The organism is Acidaminococcus sp. BV3L6 (assembly GCF_000468835.1).
In the GTDB taxonomy this organism is placed as follows: domain Bacteria; phylum Bacillota; class Negativicutes; order Acidaminococcales; family Acidaminococcaceae; genus Acidaminococcus; species Acidaminococcus intestini.
In genome coordinates, this window is sequence record NZ_AWUR01000048.1 from 1 (window position 1) to 14,504 (window position 14,504).

The window sequence follows — 14,504 nt, forward strand, 5'->3', positions numbered from 1 at the left end:
CTTCGAAATAATCTTTAAAGCCCAAGCGAGGGGCTTGACAAAAGCCCCTCACTTCTTTATGTTATTATGGGCCCGCGATGAGGCAAGAGATGGCTTCCGCCCGAGAGGTCAGGAAGGGAACTTTTGCTGAGTATGTCCGTTCATTGAAACGTGGCGATTGGAGGAATTAAGCACAATGGCAAAGACTCAAAAAATCCGTATACGCCTGAAAGCGTATGACTACAAAGCACTGGACCTGAGCGCTTCCAAGATTGTGGAAACGGCAAAACGTACCGGTGCACAGGTTTCTGGTCCGATTCCGCTTCCTACGGAAAAGAACATCTACACGATCCTGCGTTCCCCTCATGTCAACAAGGACTCCCGTGAACAGTTCGAAATGAGAACCCACAAGAGACTCGTTGATATCCTGGAACCGACACCTAAGACGATCGACGCACTGACCCGCTTGGATCTTCCTGCTGGTGTAGATATTGAGATCAAAGCGTAAGGAGGTGCGATGATGGCTAGAGGAATCTTAGGTAAAAAATTAGGCATGACCCAGATTTTCGAAGCTGACGGTACGCTCGTCCCTGTAACCGTTGTTGAAGCAGGTCCCTGCGTGGTGCTTGCCAACAAGACGGAAGAGACGGACGGCTATAACGCCATTCAGCTCGGATTTGGTGATATCAAAGAAAAACACGTTAATAAACCCATGAAGGGTTTCTTCGACAAGGCTGGTGTCGCTCCTGTCAAATTCGTACGGGAATTCCGTCTTGCTGAAGCTTCTGAATATAAAGTCGGCGATAAGATTGCAGCTGACATCTTTGCAGCTGGTGATCTCGTTGACGCCATCGGCGTTTCCCGCGGTAAGGGCTTCGCTGGTACGATTGAACGCCACAACTTCGCTCGTGGTCCTATGAAACACGGTTCCAAGAGCCACCGTGAACCGGGCTCCAACGGTCCGATGCATTCCGGTCCTGGCGGACGTGTAATCAAAGGCAAGAAGCTTCCTGGCCGCCTGGGTGGTCAGAGTGCGACCGTTCAAAGACTGACGATTGCCAAAGTGGATGCAGAACGCAACCTCATCATGGTCAAGGGTTCTGTTCCTGGTGCCGCTGGTACCTTCCTGATGCTTAGAGACACGGTTCGCCCCGTTGTCAAAAAAGCTGACAAGAAATAATTCGAAAGGAGGGCGTTACAATGCCGAAAGTTGCAATTTACGATCTGACCGGTAAAAAGACCGGTGAAGAAATAGAATTGATGGATTACGTCTTTGGCGTAGAATTCAACGAAGCCGTTGTCCACCAGGCTGTTGTTATGCAGCAAGCCAATGAACGTCAAGGCACCCATGCTACCAAAACCCGCGGTATGGTCCGTGGTGGCGGCAGAAAGCCTTGGAAACAGAAAGGTACTGGCCGTGCCCGTGCCGGTTCCGTTCGTTCCCCTCTGTGGGTCGGCGGCGGTACCATCTTTGGACCGAGTCCCCGCAGCCATGCTATCGATATGCCCCGTAAAGCCCGTCGCCTTGCTATCCGCTGCGCACTGAGCTCCAAGGTTGCCGATGGCTCCCTCGTTATCGTTGATGGTCTTTCCTTTGCCGATAACAAAACCAAGAACACCGTTGAAATGCTCAAAGGCTTCGAAGCTTCTAATAAGAAAGCCCTGATCATCACGGACGGTGAAAACGAAAACGTTGAACTTTCTTCCCGCAACATTGAGAAAGTCAAGGCACTCAGCAACGACTGCCTGAATGTTTTCGACATCCTGAATGCAGAAAAAGTACTGCTGGCCAAAGATGCCGTAGCTAGAATTGAGGAGGTGCTCGCATAATGGCTGCTAATCCTCGCGACATCATCATTAGACCTATCGTTACCGAAAAGACTTCTGATATGATGAAGGACAACAAATATACTTTCCAGGTAGCTATGGGAGCTAACAAGACAGAAATCCGCCAAGCCATTGAAGCCATCTTCAATGTCAAGGTTGTTAACGTCAACACTGTCCGCGTTGAAGGCAAGAAAAAACGTATGGGCAGATTTGAAGGTAAGCGTTCCGATTACAAGAAAGCAATTGTAAAGCTCGCTAGTGGCAATACGATTCCGCTCTTCGAAGGAATGTAATTCGTCTAAGGAGGTCAAAACATGGCTATTAAAAGCTTTAATCCGTATTCTCCTTCTAGACGCAGCATGACTGTGTCCACCTTTGAAGAGATTACGACGGATAAGCCCCATCGCCCTTTGGTTGTCAAACTGAACAAGCATGCCGGCCGCAACTACACCGGTAAGACCACGGTCCGTCATCAGGGCGGCGGCCACAAGAGACAATATCGTATCATCGATTTCAAACGTACGAAGGACAATATCCCGGCTAAAGTGGCTACGATCGAATACGATCCTAACCGTTCTGCCAACATTGCCCTTTTGAACTATGCTGACGGCGAAAAACGCTACATCCTGGCTCCTCAGGGCCTGAAGGTCGGCGATGTCGTCGTAAGCGGTCCCGAAGCTGATATCAAGGTCGGCAACACGCTGCCGCTCCTCAATATCCCCCTTGGTACCATGGTCCACAACGTCGAAATGAAAATCGGCAAAGGTGGTCAGCTTGGCCGTTCTGCTGGCGCTGGTATCCAGCTCATGGCTAAGGAAGGCAGCTATGCCCTGCTCCGTCTCCCCTCTGGTGAGCTCCGTCAGGTCCACATCAACTGCCGTGCAACCATCGGCGAAATCGGCAACCTGGATCACGAAAACCTGACCCTTGGTAAAGCCGGCCGTTCCCGTTGGCTTGGTGTCCGTCCTGCTAACCGCGGTGTTGCGATGAACCCGAACGACCATCCGCATGGCGGTGGTGAAGGTCACTCCCCTGTTGGTCGTAAGCGTCCTGTTACTCCTTGGGGCAAGAGTGCTTTTGGTACTCGTACCCGGAAGAACAAGAAAGCTTCCAGCAAACTGATCCTGAAACGCAGAACGAAATAACCAAGTACTGGGAAAGGAGGCATAACCCGTGTCCAGATCTGTAAAAAAAGGACCGTACGTCCAGGAAAGCCTGAAAAAGAAAATTGATGCCCTGAATGCTGCAGGGGAAAAGAAAGTCGTCAAGACTTGGAGCCGCAGCTCTACGATTCTCCCTGAATTCCTGGGGCATACCATTGCTGTTCATGACGGCCGCAAACATGTTCCCGTCTACATTACGGAAGATATGGTTGGCCATAAACTCGGCGAATTTGCACCGACCCGCCTCTTCAGAGGCCATGGTGATAAAGCGGCTGCTGTCGCTGGTAAATAATTAGGGGAAGGAGGAACCATACGATGGAAGAAGCTAAGGCTGTTGCCAAATATATCCGCATCGCACCGCGCAAACTGCGCATTGTGATCAACCTCATCCGCGGTAAGTCCGTGAACGAAGCATTCGCAATCCTCAAGTACACCCCTAAGGTTGGTTCTGAAGTGATTGAGAAGGTGCTTCGCTCGGCTGTTGCCAATGCGGAACATAATTTCGACATGAACGTTGATAATCTGGTAGTGTCCAGCGCATTTGTGGACCAGGGTCCGACCATGAAAAGAATTCATCCACGCTCCCGTGGACAGGCATTCAAGATCCTGAAACGCTCCAGTCACGTGACTGTTGCTGTATCCGAAAAATAATCATCCTGTCAGAAGGAGGGAATGAATAGTGGGTCAGAAAGTTAATCCACATGGTTTTAGGGTTGGCGTAATCGATGATTGGGATTCCAAGTGGTTCGCCGACAAAGACTATCAAAAATATCTTTTGGAAGATATCAAAATCCGTGAATTCATTAAAGATAAACAGTTCCAGGCTGGCATTTCCCGTGTAGCCATCGAAAGAACCGAACAAAAGATGCGTATTTCCATCTACACGGCTAAACCGGGTATTGTCATTGGCCGTCAGGGCAGCAATATTGAGCTCCTCAAGAAGGATCTTGCTAAACTGACTGACAGCAAACTGGACATCAACATCATCGAGGTCAAATCCCCCGATATGGACGCTACCCTCGTTGCTGAAAACGTAGCTGGCCAGCTGGAACGCCGTATCGCTTTCCGCCGTGCCATGAAACAGTGCGTAGGCCGTACCATGCGCTTGGGTGCAAAAGGAATCAAGATCACCTGCTCCGGCCGTCTTGGCGGTGCTGAAATTGCCCGTACCGAATCTTATCGTGACGGCAGCATTCCCCTGCACACCCTGCGTGCCAACATTGACTATGGTACTGCTGAAGCCCATACCACCTATGGCCGCATCGGCATCAAGGTATGGATCTATAAAGGTGAAGTTCTCCCGACTGTGAAAGCAGCCGCTAAGAAAGAAGCTCCTGAAGGGCAAGAAGGAGGGGCGAAATAATGTTATTACCAAAGAGAGTACAGCATCGTAAACAACATAGAGGACGCATGAAGGGCCGCGCAATGCGTGGTAATCGTGTAGCACACGGCGAGTATGGTTTGGTCGCCCTGGAACCGTCCTGGATCACCAACCGTCAGATCGAGGCTGCCCGTATTGCTATGACCCGTTACATCAAACGTGGCGGTCAAGTCTGGATCCAGATTTTCCCGGACAAACCTGTCACCGCTAAAGCCGCTGGCTCCCGTATGGGTAGTGGTAAAGGTTCCCCTGAATACTGGGTTGCCGTTGTCAAACCGGGCCGCGTGATGTTCGAAATGGCTGGCGTAACGGAAGAAGTTGCTCGCGAAGCGATGCGTCTTGCTGGCAACAAACTGCCGATCAAGACCCGTTTTGTTAGCAAGGAACAGCTGGATGCCGAAGTCACCGCGCGTGAAAATGGAGTAGGTGGTGAAGCTTAATGAAAACTAAAGAAATCAGAGAAATGTCTGGCAGCGATCTCGATGCAAAGCTGGCCGGCTTGAAAGACGAACTTTTCAACCTGCGTTTTCAAATGGCGACGGGACAACTGGAAAACCCCATGAAGATCCGTGAAGTCAAGAAGTCCATCGCCCAGATCAAAACGATCCAGAGAGAACGCGAGATTAACTCCTGATTGGAGTTATACCTAAGCGAAGGAGGCAACATTTCGTGGCTGAAGAAAGAAACATGCGTGTTACGCGTACGGGCAAAGTCGTTAGCGACAAGATGCAAAAGACCGTAGTGGTCGCCATCGAACGTCTGGTTCAGCATCCCCTCTATAAAAAAGGCGTAATGCATACCATCAAATTGAAGGCTCATGACGAAAACAACGATGCACATGTTGGTGATACCGTTAAGATTGCGCAGACCCGTCCTTTGTCCAAGGATAAGTGCTGGCGTGTCGTTGAAATCGTTGAACGCGCAAAATAAGATTGACTGATAGACTGCTGGGCAGTCTTGCTCAGCAAGGGAGGTAAACCATGATTCAACAACAGACGGTGCTGAATGTTGGCGACAATACCGGTGCCAAGAAGATTATGTGTATCCGCGTATTGGGCGGTTCTTATCGTAGATACGCCAATATCGGCGATGTGATTGTAGCTGCTGTTAAGGATGCAACACCCGGTGGCGTTGTCCAAAAAGGTCAAGTCGTAAAGGCCGTTGTCGTCCGTTCCGTCAAAGGCACTCGCCGTGCTGACGGTTCCTACATTCGTTTCGACGAAAACGCAGCTGTCGTTATCAAAGACGACAAGAGCCCGGTGGGCACTCGTATTTTTGGACCAGTTGCACGTGAACTTCGTGAAAAAGATTACATGAAGATCATTTCCCTGGCCCCGGAAGTACTCTAAGAAGGAGGTATCGCGAACATGACCAAATTACACGTAAGAAAAGGCGATACCGTTGTGGTACTCGCCGGCAAAGATAAAGGCAAGGAAGGCAAAGTTGTAGCTGCTTTCCCTAAAAAAGGCAAAGTTACCGTTGAAGGCGTCAGCGTTGTGAAGCGCCACAGCAAACCGAGCCAGAAAAACCCGCAGGGCGGCATTGTGGAAAAGGAATCCCCGATTTCTTCTTCCAACGTCATGATTGTCTGCCCGGCTTGCAAGAAACCGACCCGTATTAAGAAAGTGGCTGTTGGTGACGGATTCGCCAGAGCTTGCAAGAAATGCGGCGAAGTCATCGATAAATAATACGGGAAGGAGGAGAACAAATGGCAACCAGATTGCAAGAAAAATACACTTCCGAAGTCTGCAAAGGCTTAATGGAAAAGTTCAATTATAAGAATGTCAACGAACTTCCGAAACTGGAAAAAGTTGTCATCAACATTGGCTGCGGCGATGCTGTCACCAACAGCAAAGCCATTGATTCCGCAGTTGAGGACCTGACTGTTATTTCCGGCCAGAAACCCCTCATCACGAAAGCCAAGAAATCCATCGCTGCTTTCAAACTGCGTGAAGGCATGCCCATTGGTGTCAAGGTTACGCTCCGCGGCAGCCGCATGTATGAATTCCTTGATAAATTCATGAACATCGCTCTTCCTCGTGTCCGTGACTTCCGTGGTGTCAATCCCCAGTCCTTTGACGGTCGTGGCAACTACTCCATCGGCCTCAAGGAACAGCTGATTTTCCCGGAAATCGACTATGATAAGGTTGATAAAGTCCGCGGCATGGACGTAATCATCGTTACGACGGCTAAGAGTGACGAAGAAGGCAGAGAGCTCTTGAGACTGCTCGGTATGCCGTTCAGTGCGTAAGGAGGAGTAAAACCGTGGCAAAGACCGCATTGATTGAGAAATGGAAAGCGGAACCTAAGTTCAAGGTTCGTCAATATAACCGCTGCAAGATTTGTGGCAGACCGCACGCTTACATGCGCAAGTTCGGCATTTGCCGTATCTGCTTCCGGAAATACGCTTATGAAGGCGCTATCCCCGGTGTTAAAAAAGCAAGCTGGTAAGAGCGCAAATTCAGGAAGGAGGATATTCGCAAATGACTATGACTGATCCGATTGCCGATATGCTTACGCGCATCCGTAATGCAAACTCGGTTCATCACGATAAAGTTGAAATCCCCTGTTCCAAAATCAAGACTGCCATTGCAGAGATTTTGAAGAACGAAGGTTTCATCAAAGATTTCGAAGTCGTTCCCGGAAAGCATCAAGATGTGATCCGCGTACTTCTGAAATATGGTCCGAACAAGGAACATGTTATTTCCGGCATTAAACGTATCTCCAAACCCGGCCTCCGGGTTTACTCCCAGAAAGACCAGCTGCCTCGCGTACTGGGTGGCCTGGGGATCGCTGTTATCTCCACCAGCAAGGGCATGATGACTGACAAGGCTGCCCGCAAGGCTGGACTTGGCGGCGAAGTCATCGCTTACGTTTGGTAAGATCATCCTAGGACCGGAGGTGCTTATAAGTGTCAAGAATTGGTAAGAATCCGATTACCGTCCCTGATAAGGTTACGGTAACCGTGAACGATAATCTGGTCACCGTCAAGGGACCGAAAGGCGAACTTTCCCGCCAGATCAACAAAGAAATTAGCGTGGAACTCAAAGACGGCGTCATCACCGTGACCCGCCCCAGCGATGATAAGACCCATCGCTCTCTCCACGGCCTGTCCCGTACCTTGATCAACAACATGATCATCGGTGTTACGGAAGGCTATTCCAAGAGCCTGGAAATTCAGGGTGTTGGTTACCGTGCTGCTAAACAGGGCAAGGCCATCAGCTTTACGCTCGGCTTCTCCCATCCCTGCGTCATGGAACCGCCCGAAGGCATCACCTTTGATGTTCCTGGTCCGAGCCAGATCGTTGTATCCGGTATCGACAAGGAAAAAGTGGGTGCTGTTGCCGCTGAAATCCGTAGCCTGCGTGCTCCTGAACCTTATAAAGGCAAAGGGATCCGTTACGTTGGCGAACATATCATCCGCAAGGTTGGTAAAGCGGGCGCCAAAGGCAAGAAGTAATTTCTAGAAGGAAGGAGTGAATCTCTTGCTGAACAAGAAAGATAAGAACGCTGCACGTCAGAAACGTCACGTGCGCATGCGCAGAAATATTGTGGGTACTGCTGAAAGACCCCGTTTTAACGTATATCGCTCCCTGAGCAACATCTATGCTCAGATCATCAACGATGAAACCGGCGAAACCCTCGTCGCTGCTTCCACGGTTGAAAAGGCCAACAAAGAAAACTACGGCGGCAACATCGAAGCAGCCAAGGTTGTTGGTGCTGAAATCGCCAAGAAAGCCCTTGAAAAAGGGATCAAGACCGTTGTGTTTGACCGTGGTGGTTACCTGTACCATGGCCGCGTAGCTGCTCTTGCAGAAGCTGCTCGCGAAGCTGGCCTGGAATTTTAACAGAGGGAGGACATTTAAGTGGCTAATTTTGAAAAACAAGATGACGGCTTCAAAGAAAGAGTCGTCTTCATTAACCGCGTAGCTAAAGTCGTCAAAGGCGGACGTCGTTTCTCCTTCTCTGCTTTGGTTGTTGTCGGCGACGAAAATGGCAAAGTTGGCATGGGCATGGGCAAAGCTGCCGAAGTGCCTGAAGCCATCCGTAAGGGTGTGGAAGATGCCAAGAAGAACCTCATCACGGTTCCGATGAAGGGCTCCACCATTCCTCATGAAATCATCGGCATCTTTGGTGCTGGCCGCGTCCTTCTGAAACCGGCTGCCCCTGGTACCGGTGTTATCGCCGGCGGCCCGGTCCGTGCCGTCCTGGAACTGGCTGGTGTCAAAGACATCCTCACCAAATCCCAGGGAACTTCCAACCCGAACAACGTTGTTCGCGCAACGCTGGAAGGCCTGAAGCTCCTGAAAAATGCTGCAGATGTTGCTGCCCTGCGCGGTAAGACTGTAGAAGAATTGTTAGGCTAAGGAGGACAGCGAGATGGCACAAGTTAAAATCACGCTTACCCGTAGCTTGATTGGTTATCCGAAAGACCAGCGCGCAACCGTTAAGGCCCTGGGCTTGGGTAAGATCCGTACCAGTGTTGTAAAAGAAGATAGTGCTTCCCTCCGTGGTATGCTCCACAAGGTTGCACATCTTGTTGAAGTCGAAGAAGTCAAGGCTTAAGGAGGGCTTGCGATGTATCTGCATGAATTAGCACCCGCTCCTGGCTCCAAGAAATCCCGCGTCCGTGTTGGCCGTGGTCTTGGTTCCGGACTGGGCAAGACATCCGGTAAAGGCCAAAAAGGTCAGAAATCCCGTAGTGGCGGGGTAAAGCGTCCTGGATTCGAAGGTGGCCAGAAGCCGTTATACCTGCGTCTGCCGAAACGCGGTTTCTACAATAAATTCGGCGCTCATTACACCGTTGTAAATGTCGAGGAACTGAATCGCTTTGACGACGGCGCAGTGGTCGATCCTGTATCCCTTATCGAAGAAGGTATCGTCAAGAACGTCCGCGACGGTATCCGCATCCTCGGTAACGGCGAACTTACGAAGAAGCTCACCGTCAAGGCTTGTGGCTTCAGCAAGACCGCAGAGGAAAAGATCGTTGCTGCCGGCGGTAAAGTAGAGGTGATCTAATTGGCTTCAGCCCTTGATAACCTGATGCAGGCTACAGAACTCCGAAAGAAGTTGTCTTTTACACTTGCGATGTTCATAGTATTCAGGGCTGGAACGCAAATCCCCGTTCCGGGGGTCAACGCAGCCATGATCGAACAGCTTTTCAATAACGGGAACCTGTTCGGGCTGCTCGACTTGTTCTCCGGCGGCGCACTCAGCAAATTTTCAATATTTGCTATGAGCATTACTCCTTATATCAATGCGTCGATCATCACTCAGCTTTTGACCGTGGTCATCCCGACCTTGGAAGAATGGTCCAAGGAAGGAGCGGAGGGCGCCAAAAAGATCAACAAGATCAACCGCTACGCAGCCGTTGTTCTTGGTGTGATCCAGGCAATCGGCATGGCCTATGGCCTCCGCGTTGCCGTCAATAACCCGACTTTCTTCTCCTACCTCACCATTGTCGTCTCCCTGACGGCAGGTACGATTCTCCTCATGTGGATCGGTGAGCAAATTACGGCGCGAGGGATCGGAAACGGGATCTCGCTGATCATTTTCGCTGGTATCATTTCAAGGCTTCCGAGTGGAATGGCCGTTATGTACCGGTACTTACAAGCCGGAACCATCAACATCTTCAATCTCCTGATTTTCGCCGTCCTGGCCGTACTCATGGTGATGTTTGTCGTAGCGATCACCGTCGCTTACCGCAAGATTCCCGTCCAGTACGCCAAGCGCGTTGTTGGGCGCAAGATGTACGGTGGCCATACGACCTATATTCCGCTTAAGGTCAACCAAGCCGGTGTCATGCCTATCATCTTCGCCTCTTCCGTATTGATGTTTCCTGTAACGATTGCCCAGTTCATCCAGGTTCCCTGGGTGCAGAAGGTAGCCAGCTATCTCCAATGGGGCACTCCGCTGCAGACAACACTGTACGTACTGCTCATCCTGTTCTTTACTTACTTCTATACGGCAGTAAGCCTCAACATCCCTGAGATGTGCGACAACATCAAGAAGTATGGCGGGTTCATCCCGGGCCTTCGTCCTGGCAAGCCGACCATTGCTTACCTTGATAAGATCATGAACAGGATCACCTTGGCAGGGGCCGTATTCCTCGCCTTCATTGCGGTGATGCCAAACATCATCGTGTGGCTGACGGGAATCTCCGGCATCTACTTTGGCGGTACGGCACTCCTCATCGTTGTTGGTGTTGCCCTCGATACGATGAAGCAGGTTGAATCCATGGTACTGATGCGTCATTACCAAGGCTTCATGAAATAGGAGAGAAAATATGCATATTCTTTTAATGGGACCTCCCGGCGCAGGCAAGGGAACCCAAGCAGAAAAATTAGTTGCCGACTTCCCAATTCCCCATATTTCCACGGGAGATATGTTCCGTGCGGCTGTGAAAAATGGAACGGAACTGGGCAAGGAAGCCAAGAAATATATGGACGCCGGCGGACTGGTGCCCGACGAAGTCACCATTGGAATCGTACGGGAACGCCTGAGCCAGCCGGACTGTGTCAAAGGATTCATCCTGGATGGATTCCCACGCACGAAGGAACAGGCTGCTGCTCTTGATGACATCCTGAAGGACCTCAAGATCGAGCTTGACGCCGCTGTGAACATTGCTGTTCCCGACGCCGACCTTGTCAGCCGCGTAACGGGCCGCCGCATCTGCAAGGCCTGTGGCGCAACCTTCCATGTCACCTTCAATCCCCCCAAAAAGGAAAATGTCTGTGACAAATGCGGCGGATCCCTCTACCAGCGGGATGATGACAAGGAAACGACTGTAAAGAAACGTTTGGAAGCGTATCATAGCCAAACAGCTCCTCTGATTGCGTATTACAAAGCTGCCGGCGTGTACAAGGAAATCGATGGCACCCAGCCCATTGACAAGGTCTATGCTGACGTTGTCAAGGCTGTAAAGGGTAAGTAAGGAGGCAGGATTGTGTCGAAACAAGATGCTATTGAAGTAGAAGGTACGGTCCTTGAATCCCTGCCTAATGCCATGTTCCGGGTCAAACTGGAAAATGACCACGAAATCCTTGCCCACATTTCTGGCAAAATACGTATGAACTTTATTAAGATCCTCCCTGGCGATAAGGTTACCGTCGAACTGACGCCTTATGACCTCAACCGGGGCCGGATTACTTATCGGTTTAAATAAGAGGATTGGCAAGAGGAGGTTCAGCAACAATGAAAGTTAGACCGTCTGTAAAACGCATTTGCGAAAAATGCAAGATCATTAAGCGCAAAGGCCGCGTTATGGTCATTTGCGAAAACCCGAAACATAAACAAAGACAAGGTTAAGAAGGAGGTGCTTTGAATAATGGCTCGTATCGCCGGTGTAGATTTGCCGAGAGATAAGCGTGTTGAATATGCTCTGCCGTATATTTACGGTATTGGCCTGACCCTTTCCCGCGAAATCCTGGAAAAGACTGGGATCAACCCGGATACCCGTGTCCGTGACCTGACGGAAGCTGAAATCGCAAAGCTTCGTGAGCTCCTGGATCACGAATATAAAGTAGAAGGTGACCTCCGCCGTGAGGAATCCCTGAACATCAAGCGTCTGGTGGAAATTGGCTGCTATCGTGGCCGTCGCCACAGAGCAGGTCTGCCTGTTCGTGGTCAGAACACCAAGAACAACGCCCGTACTCGCAAAGGCCCCAAGAACGTTGGCGGCAAGAAGAAATAATCGTAAGGAGGGATCAGACGAGTGGCTGGTAAGAAAGTTGTCCGTAACAAACGGAAAGTAAGCAAAAACATTGAAGCTGGTGTGGCACATATTCGTTCCACCTTTAATAACACCATCGTAACGATTTCCGATACGACCGGTGCAGTCCTCAGCTGGGCATCCGCAGGCGGCATGGGCTTCCGCGGTTCCCGTAAGAGCACTCCCTTCGCAGCTCAGATGGCTGCTGAAACGGCTGCCAAAGCCGCTATGGAACATGGCCTGAAGAGAATCGAAGTCTTCGTCAAGGGCCCGGGTGCTGGCCGTGAAGCCGCAATCCGTGCACTGCAGGCCGCAGGTCTCGAAGTTGAATCCATCAAGGACGTAACTCCGATCCCGCATAACGGCTGCCGTCCGCCTAAACGCAGAAGAGTATAATGGAGGTGAAGTGTTAGATGGCTATTGATAAGACTCCTGTTCTGAAAAGATGCAGATCCTTGGGCATGTCTCCGGCTTTCGTCGGTGTGATGAAGGAATCTCACCGTCAGCCGAAACGGCAGTTCAAGAAGAAGAGCGAATACGGTATGCAGCTGGCTGAAAAACAGAAAGCCAAGTTCATCTATGGCGTTCTGGAAAAACAGTTCCGCGGCTACTATGAAAAAGCAAAGAAAATGGAAGGCATCGCTGGTACCAACCTGCTGATCCTTCTGGAACGCAGACTGGACAACGTTGTGTACCGTCTGGGGCTTGCTCGTACGCGCCGTCAGGCTCGTCAGCTCGTTACCCATGGTCACATTGCCGTAAACGGCAAGCGCCTGGACATCCCCTCTGCGCTCGTCAAAGCCGGTGATGTTGTTTCCGTTATGGAAGGAAGCCGCAGCTCCGCTTACTTCAAAGGTATGGCAGAAACCCTCGGCAAGAGCGCTGTTCCTGCTTGGATCTCTGTGGACGGACAGAACCTCAGCGGAAAGGTTGACCGTCTGCCTGTTCGTGATGAAATCGATGTTCCTATCGAAGAACAGCTCATCATCGAACTGTACTCCAAGTAATCTTATACTGTTCTCCACAATAGATACTGCGTATTGTGGTAATGCGCAAAAGGAGGCTTCCGCATGAAGGAAATTGAAAAACCGAGCCTTGTTATCGACGAAATTTCCCCTGATGGACGATACGGAAAGTTTGTCTGGGAACCTTTGGAACGTGGATACGGTATTACCTTAGGCAACAGCCTGCGTCGTGTGCTCCTGTCCTCCCTGTCCGGCATGGCCGTCACGGGAATCAAGATCGATGGTGTGCTCCATGAGTTCTCCACCATCGAGGGGGTACGGGAAGACGTCGCAGATATCGTTTTAAATATCAAAGCCTTGTGCTTCAAGGTGAACCTGGATGACCAGGGCACCTATGAACCCAAGACTTTCTATATCAAGAAGTCCGGCGAAGGTGAAGTGACCGGTGCCGACATCATTACCGACCAGGATACGGAAGTTCTGAATCCGGAGCTGCACATTGCCACCCTCGACAAGAACGCCAACCTGAATATGGAAATCTATGTCGATATCGGACGCGGCTACGTCTCAGCTGATAAGAACAAATCCAAGGATCAGCCCATTGGATTCATTCCTGTCGACTCCATCTATTCTCCGATCACGCGCGTCAAGTTTGGCGTCACCGACACTCGTGTCGGCAACGTCACCAACTATGACCGCCTGACCCTGGAAGTTTGGACCGACGGCAGCTTGGGACCGGATGAAGCCGTGACGAGTGCTGCTGAAATCCTGATCAACTACCTGGCCCTCTTCAAGACCACCAATGTTCCCAAAATCCAGGGGAGCGAAGAAAGTGGCAAACCCGATGAGGAAGGAACGAAATCGTCCGTGCTCCAGATGTCCATTGACGATCTGGACCTCACCGTCCGTTCCAACAATTGCCTCAGACGGGCCGGCATCAACACGGTAGAGGATATCATCAACAAGACGGAAGACGAGCTCATTTGCGTCCGTAACCTCGGAAGCAAATCCTTGGAAGAAGTCAAGAATAAGATTGAGGAACTGGGCCTTCACCTGCGCAGCTCCGACGAAGAATAATAGGAGGAAGACGAAACATGGCATACAGAAAATTGGGCCGCAGCTCCAGCAACCGGAAAGCGCTGTTCCGTAGCGTCCTGACCGCCTTCTTCAAAAACGAGAGAATTGAGACCACTGAAACCAAAGCCAAGGAAATCAGCGGTCTGGCAGAAAAACTCATTACGACGGCCAAAACCGATGATCTGGCTAGCCGCCGTAAAGTTCTGGCCTTCCTCGTAGATGAAGAAGCCACGAAGAAACTCTTCGAAGTCATTGCCCCGAAATACAAGGAACGCAATGGCGGTTACACCCGCATCTACAAGACCAGCCCTCGCCGCGGCGATGCTGCTGATATGGCCATTCTGGAACTCATCTGATTGGGTCTCAAGGCATAAAAAACAACCCCTGCAGCCATAAAGCTG

Annotated in this window: 30 protein-coding genes; all 30 read left to right on the plus strand. The window is 50.7% G+C overall.

The window, feature by feature from the left end:
• The first annotated feature begins 175 nt into the window (after window positions 1–175).
• Window positions 176–487, plus strand: a complete 312-nt coding sequence (gene rpsJ, locus HMPREF1246_RS08730; RefSeq protein ID WP_009015390.1) for a 30S ribosomal protein S10 — start codon at window positions 176–178, stop codon at window positions 485–487.
• 12 nt (window positions 488–499) lie between these two features.
• Window positions 500–1,159, plus strand: coding sequence for a 50S ribosomal protein L3 (gene rplC / locus HMPREF1246_RS08735; RefSeq protein ID WP_009015389.1), 660 nt, complete (start codon window positions 500–502; stop codon window positions 1,157–1,159).
• Between the two features lie 20 nt (window positions 1,160–1,179).
• The gene (gene rplD, locus HMPREF1246_RS08740; RefSeq protein ID WP_009015388.1) at window positions 1,180–1,809 is read left to right on the plus strand and encodes a 50S ribosomal protein L4; all 630 of its coding nucleotides are present in this window, start codon (window positions 1,180–1,182) and stop codon (window positions 1,807–1,809) included.
• Window positions 1,809–2,099: a 50S ribosomal protein L23 gene (gene rplW, locus HMPREF1246_RS08745; protein WP_009015387.1), complete on the plus strand. Its 291-nt coding sequence runs from the start codon at window positions 1,809–1,811 to the stop codon at window positions 2,097–2,099. The genes rplD and rplW overlap by 1 nt, the downstream gene beginning before the upstream one ends.
• 21 nt (window positions 2,100–2,120) lie before the next feature.
• The gene (gene rplB / locus HMPREF1246_RS08750; RefSeq protein WP_009015386.1) at window positions 2,121–2,951 is read left to right on the plus strand and encodes a 50S ribosomal protein L2; all 831 of its coding nucleotides are present in this window, start codon (window positions 2,121–2,123) and stop codon (window positions 2,949–2,951) included.
• Between the two features lie 28 nt (window positions 2,952–2,979).
• The gene (rpsS, locus tag HMPREF1246_RS08755; protein WP_009015385.1) at window positions 2,980–3,261 is read left to right on the plus strand and encodes a 30S ribosomal protein S19; all 282 of its coding nucleotides are present in this window, start codon (window positions 2,980–2,982) and stop codon (window positions 3,259–3,261) included.
• A 23-nt stretch (window positions 3,262–3,284) separates the two neighbouring features.
• The gene (rplV, locus tag HMPREF1246_RS08760; protein WP_009015384.1) at window positions 3,285–3,620 is read left to right on the plus strand and encodes a 50S ribosomal protein L22; all 336 of its coding nucleotides are present in this window, start codon (window positions 3,285–3,287) and stop codon (window positions 3,618–3,620) included.
• Window positions 3,621–3,648: 28 nt separating this feature from the next.
• Entirely contained in the window at window positions 3,649–4,332 is a 684-nt protein-coding gene (rpsC, locus tag HMPREF1246_RS08765; RefSeq protein ID WP_009015383.1) for a 30S ribosomal protein S3, read from the plus strand.
• Complete coding sequence (gene rplP, locus HMPREF1246_RS08770; protein WP_009015382.1) at window positions 4,332–4,790, plus strand: 50S ribosomal protein L16; 459 nt, start codon at window positions 4,332–4,334, stop codon at window positions 4,788–4,790. Before rpsC ends, rplP begins: the two co-directional genes overlap by 1 nt.
• The gene (gene rpmC / locus HMPREF1246_RS08775; RefSeq protein ID WP_009015381.1) at window positions 4,790–4,984 is read left to right on the plus strand and encodes a 50S ribosomal protein L29; all 195 of its coding nucleotides are present in this window, start codon (window positions 4,790–4,792) and stop codon (window positions 4,982–4,984) included. Before rplP ends, rpmC begins: the two co-directional genes overlap by 1 nt.
• 35 nt (window positions 4,985–5,019) lie before the next feature.
• The gene (rpsQ, locus tag HMPREF1246_RS08780; RefSeq protein WP_009015380.1) at window positions 5,020–5,280 is read left to right on the plus strand and encodes a 30S ribosomal protein S17; all 261 of its coding nucleotides are present in this window, start codon (window positions 5,020–5,022) and stop codon (window positions 5,278–5,280) included.
• 50 nt (window positions 5,281–5,330) lie between these two features.
• Entirely contained in the window at window positions 5,331–5,699 is a 369-nt protein-coding gene (gene rplN, locus HMPREF1246_RS08785; RefSeq protein WP_009015379.1) for a 50S ribosomal protein L14, read from the plus strand.
• Between the two features lie 18 nt (window positions 5,700–5,717).
• A complete protein-coding gene (gene rplX / locus HMPREF1246_RS08790) occupies window positions 5,718–6,038 on the plus strand; it encodes a 50S ribosomal protein L24 (RefSeq protein ID WP_009015378.1) in 321 nt (106 codons plus the stop codon).
• Window positions 6,039–6,058: 20 nt separating this feature from the next.
• Window positions 6,059–6,601, plus strand: coding sequence for a 50S ribosomal protein L5 (gene rplE / locus HMPREF1246_RS08795; RefSeq protein WP_009015377.1), 543 nt, complete (start codon window positions 6,059–6,061; stop codon window positions 6,599–6,601).
• Window positions 6,602–6,615: 14 nt separating this feature from the next.
• Window positions 6,616–6,801, plus strand: a complete 186-nt coding sequence (locus HMPREF1246_RS08800) for a type Z 30S ribosomal protein S14 (RefSeq protein WP_009015376.1) — start codon at window positions 6,616–6,618, stop codon at window positions 6,799–6,801.
• Window positions 6,802–6,833: 32 nt separating this feature from the next.
• A complete protein-coding gene (rpsH, locus tag HMPREF1246_RS08805; RefSeq protein WP_009015375.1) occupies window positions 6,834–7,232 on the plus strand; it encodes a 30S ribosomal protein S8 in 399 nt (132 codons plus the stop codon).
• Between the two features lie 29 nt (window positions 7,233–7,261).
• Window positions 7,262–7,810, plus strand: coding sequence for a 50S ribosomal protein L6 (gene rplF / locus HMPREF1246_RS08810; protein ID WP_009015374.1), 549 nt, complete (start codon window positions 7,262–7,264; stop codon window positions 7,808–7,810).
• A gap of 25 nt (window positions 7,811–7,835) precedes the next feature.
• On the plus strand, window positions 7,836–8,198 hold the full coding sequence (gene rplR, locus HMPREF1246_RS08815) for a 50S ribosomal protein L18 (RefSeq protein ID WP_016459951.1): 363 nt from the start codon (window positions 7,836–7,838) through the stop codon (window positions 8,196–8,198).
• 18 nt (window positions 8,199–8,216) lie between these two features.
• Window positions 8,217–8,717, plus strand: a complete 501-nt coding sequence (gene rpsE / locus HMPREF1246_RS08820; RefSeq protein ID WP_009015372.1) for a 30S ribosomal protein S5 — start codon at window positions 8,217–8,219, stop codon at window positions 8,715–8,717.
• 13 nt (window positions 8,718–8,730) lie between these two features.
• Window positions 8,731–8,916 (plus strand): 50S ribosomal protein L30, encoded by a 186-nt coding sequence (gene rpmD / locus HMPREF1246_RS08825; RefSeq protein ID WP_009015371.1) that lies wholly within the window; start codon window positions 8,731–8,733, stop codon window positions 8,914–8,916.
• Between the two features lie 12 nt (window positions 8,917–8,928).
• Complete coding sequence (gene rplO / locus HMPREF1246_RS08830) at window positions 8,929–9,369, plus strand: 50S ribosomal protein L15 (RefSeq protein ID WP_009015370.1); 441 nt, start codon at window positions 8,929–8,931, stop codon at window positions 9,367–9,369.
• Window positions 9,370–10,626, plus strand: coding sequence for a preprotein translocase subunit SecY (secY, locus tag HMPREF1246_RS08835; protein ID WP_009015369.1), 1,257 nt, complete (start codon window positions 9,370–9,372; stop codon window positions 10,624–10,626).
• A gap of 10 nt (window positions 10,627–10,636) precedes the next feature.
• Window positions 10,637–11,284, plus strand: a complete 648-nt coding sequence (locus tag HMPREF1246_RS08840) for an adenylate kinase (RefSeq protein ID WP_009015368.1) — start codon at window positions 10,637–10,639, stop codon at window positions 11,282–11,284.
• A gap of 12 nt (window positions 11,285–11,296) precedes the next feature.
• Window positions 11,297–11,515, plus strand: a complete 219-nt coding sequence (infA, locus tag HMPREF1246_RS08845; RefSeq protein ID WP_009015367.1) for a translation initiation factor IF-1 — start codon at window positions 11,297–11,299, stop codon at window positions 11,513–11,515.
• A gap of 29 nt (window positions 11,516–11,544) precedes the next feature.
• Window positions 11,545–11,658, plus strand: coding sequence for a 50S ribosomal protein L36 (gene rpmJ, locus HMPREF1246_RS08850; protein WP_009015366.1), 114 nt, complete (start codon window positions 11,545–11,547; stop codon window positions 11,656–11,658).
• Between the two features lie 19 nt (window positions 11,659–11,677).
• Complete coding sequence (gene rpsM, locus HMPREF1246_RS08855) at window positions 11,678–12,043, plus strand: 30S ribosomal protein S13 (RefSeq protein WP_009015365.1); 366 nt, start codon at window positions 11,678–11,680, stop codon at window positions 12,041–12,043.
• Window positions 12,044–12,064: 21 nt separating this feature from the next.
• Window positions 12,065–12,457 carry a 30S ribosomal protein S11 gene (rpsK, locus tag HMPREF1246_RS08860; protein ID WP_009015364.1) on the plus strand — a complete coding sequence of 131 codons (393 nt, stop codon included), beginning with the start codon at window positions 12,065–12,067 and terminating at the stop codon, window positions 12,455–12,457.
• A 17-nt stretch (window positions 12,458–12,474) separates the two neighbouring features.
• The gene (gene rpsD, locus HMPREF1246_RS08865) at window positions 12,475–13,068 is read left to right on the plus strand and encodes a 30S ribosomal protein S4 (protein ID WP_009015363.1); all 594 of its coding nucleotides are present in this window, start codon (window positions 12,475–12,477) and stop codon (window positions 13,066–13,068) included.
• A 63-nt stretch (window positions 13,069–13,131) separates the two neighbouring features.
• Window positions 13,132–14,103: a DNA-directed RNA polymerase subunit alpha gene (locus HMPREF1246_RS08870; RefSeq protein WP_009015362.1), complete on the plus strand. Its 972-nt coding sequence runs from the start codon at window positions 13,132–13,134 to the stop codon at window positions 14,101–14,103.
• Window positions 14,104–14,120: 17 nt separating this feature from the next.
• A complete protein-coding gene (rplQ, locus tag HMPREF1246_RS08875) occupies window positions 14,121–14,459 on the plus strand; it encodes a 50S ribosomal protein L17 (RefSeq protein ID WP_009015361.1) in 339 nt (112 codons plus the stop codon).
• Window positions 14,460–14,504 lie beyond the last annotated feature (45 nt).

Coding starts and splice junctions, on each gene's coding strand:
- rpsJ (WP_009015390.1), top strand. CDS start 176: ATGGCAAAGACTCAAAAAATCCGTATACGCCTGAAAGCGTATGACTAC.
- rplC (WP_009015389.1), top strand. CDS start 500: ATGGCTAGAGGAATCTTAGGTAAAAAATTAGGCATGACCCAGATTTTC.
- rplD (WP_009015388.1), top strand. CDS start 1,180: ATGCCGAAAGTTGCAATTTACGATCTGACCGGTAAAAAGACCGGTGAA.
- rplW (WP_009015387.1), top strand. CDS start 1,809: ATGGCTGCTAATCCTCGCGACATCATCATTAGACCTATCGTTACCGAA.
- rplB (WP_009015386.1), top strand. CDS start 2,121: ATGGCTATTAAAAGCTTTAATCCGTATTCTCCTTCTAGACGCAGCATG.
- rplV (WP_009015384.1), top strand. CDS start 3,285: ATGGAAGAAGCTAAGGCTGTTGCCAAATATATCCGCATCGCACCGCGC.
- rplP (WP_009015382.1), top strand. CDS start 4,332: ATGTTATTACCAAAGAGAGTACAGCATCGTAAACAACATAGAGGACGC.
- rpmC (WP_009015381.1), top strand. CDS start 4,790: ATGAAAACTAAAGAAATCAGAGAAATGTCTGGCAGCGATCTCGATGCA.
- rplN (WP_009015379.1), top strand. CDS start 5,331: ATGATTCAACAACAGACGGTGCTGAATGTTGGCGACAATACCGGTGCC.
- rplX (WP_009015378.1), top strand. CDS start 5,718: ATGACCAAATTACACGTAAGAAAAGGCGATACCGTTGTGGTACTCGCC.
- rplE (WP_009015377.1), top strand. CDS start 6,059: ATGGCAACCAGATTGCAAGAAAAATACACTTCCGAAGTCTGCAAAGGC.
- rpsH (WP_009015375.1), top strand. CDS start 6,834: ATGACTATGACTGATCCGATTGCCGATATGCTTACGCGCATCCGTAAT.
- rpmD (WP_009015371.1), top strand. CDS start 8,731: ATGGCACAAGTTAAAATCACGCTTACCCGTAGCTTGATTGGTTATCCG.
- rplO (WP_009015370.1), top strand. CDS start 8,929: ATGTATCTGCATGAATTAGCACCCGCTCCTGGCTCCAAGAAATCCCGC.
- HMPREF1246_RS08840 (WP_009015368.1), top strand. CDS start 10,637: ATGCATATTCTTTTAATGGGACCTCCCGGCGCAGGCAAGGGAACCCAA.
- rpmJ (WP_009015366.1), top strand. CDS start 11,545: ATGAAAGTTAGACCGTCTGTAAAACGCATTTGCGAAAAATGCAAGATC.
- rpsM (WP_009015365.1), top strand. CDS start 11,678: ATGGCTCGTATCGCCGGTGTAGATTTGCCGAGAGATAAGCGTGTTGAA.
- rpsD (WP_009015363.1), top strand. CDS start 12,475: ATGGCTATTGATAAGACTCCTGTTCTGAAAAGATGCAGATCCTTGGGC.
- HMPREF1246_RS08870 (WP_009015362.1), top strand. CDS start 13,132: ATGAAGGAAATTGAAAAACCGAGCCTTGTTATCGACGAAATTTCCCCT.
- rplQ (WP_009015361.1), top strand. CDS start 14,121: ATGGCATACAGAAAATTGGGCCGCAGCTCCAGCAACCGGAAAGCGCTG.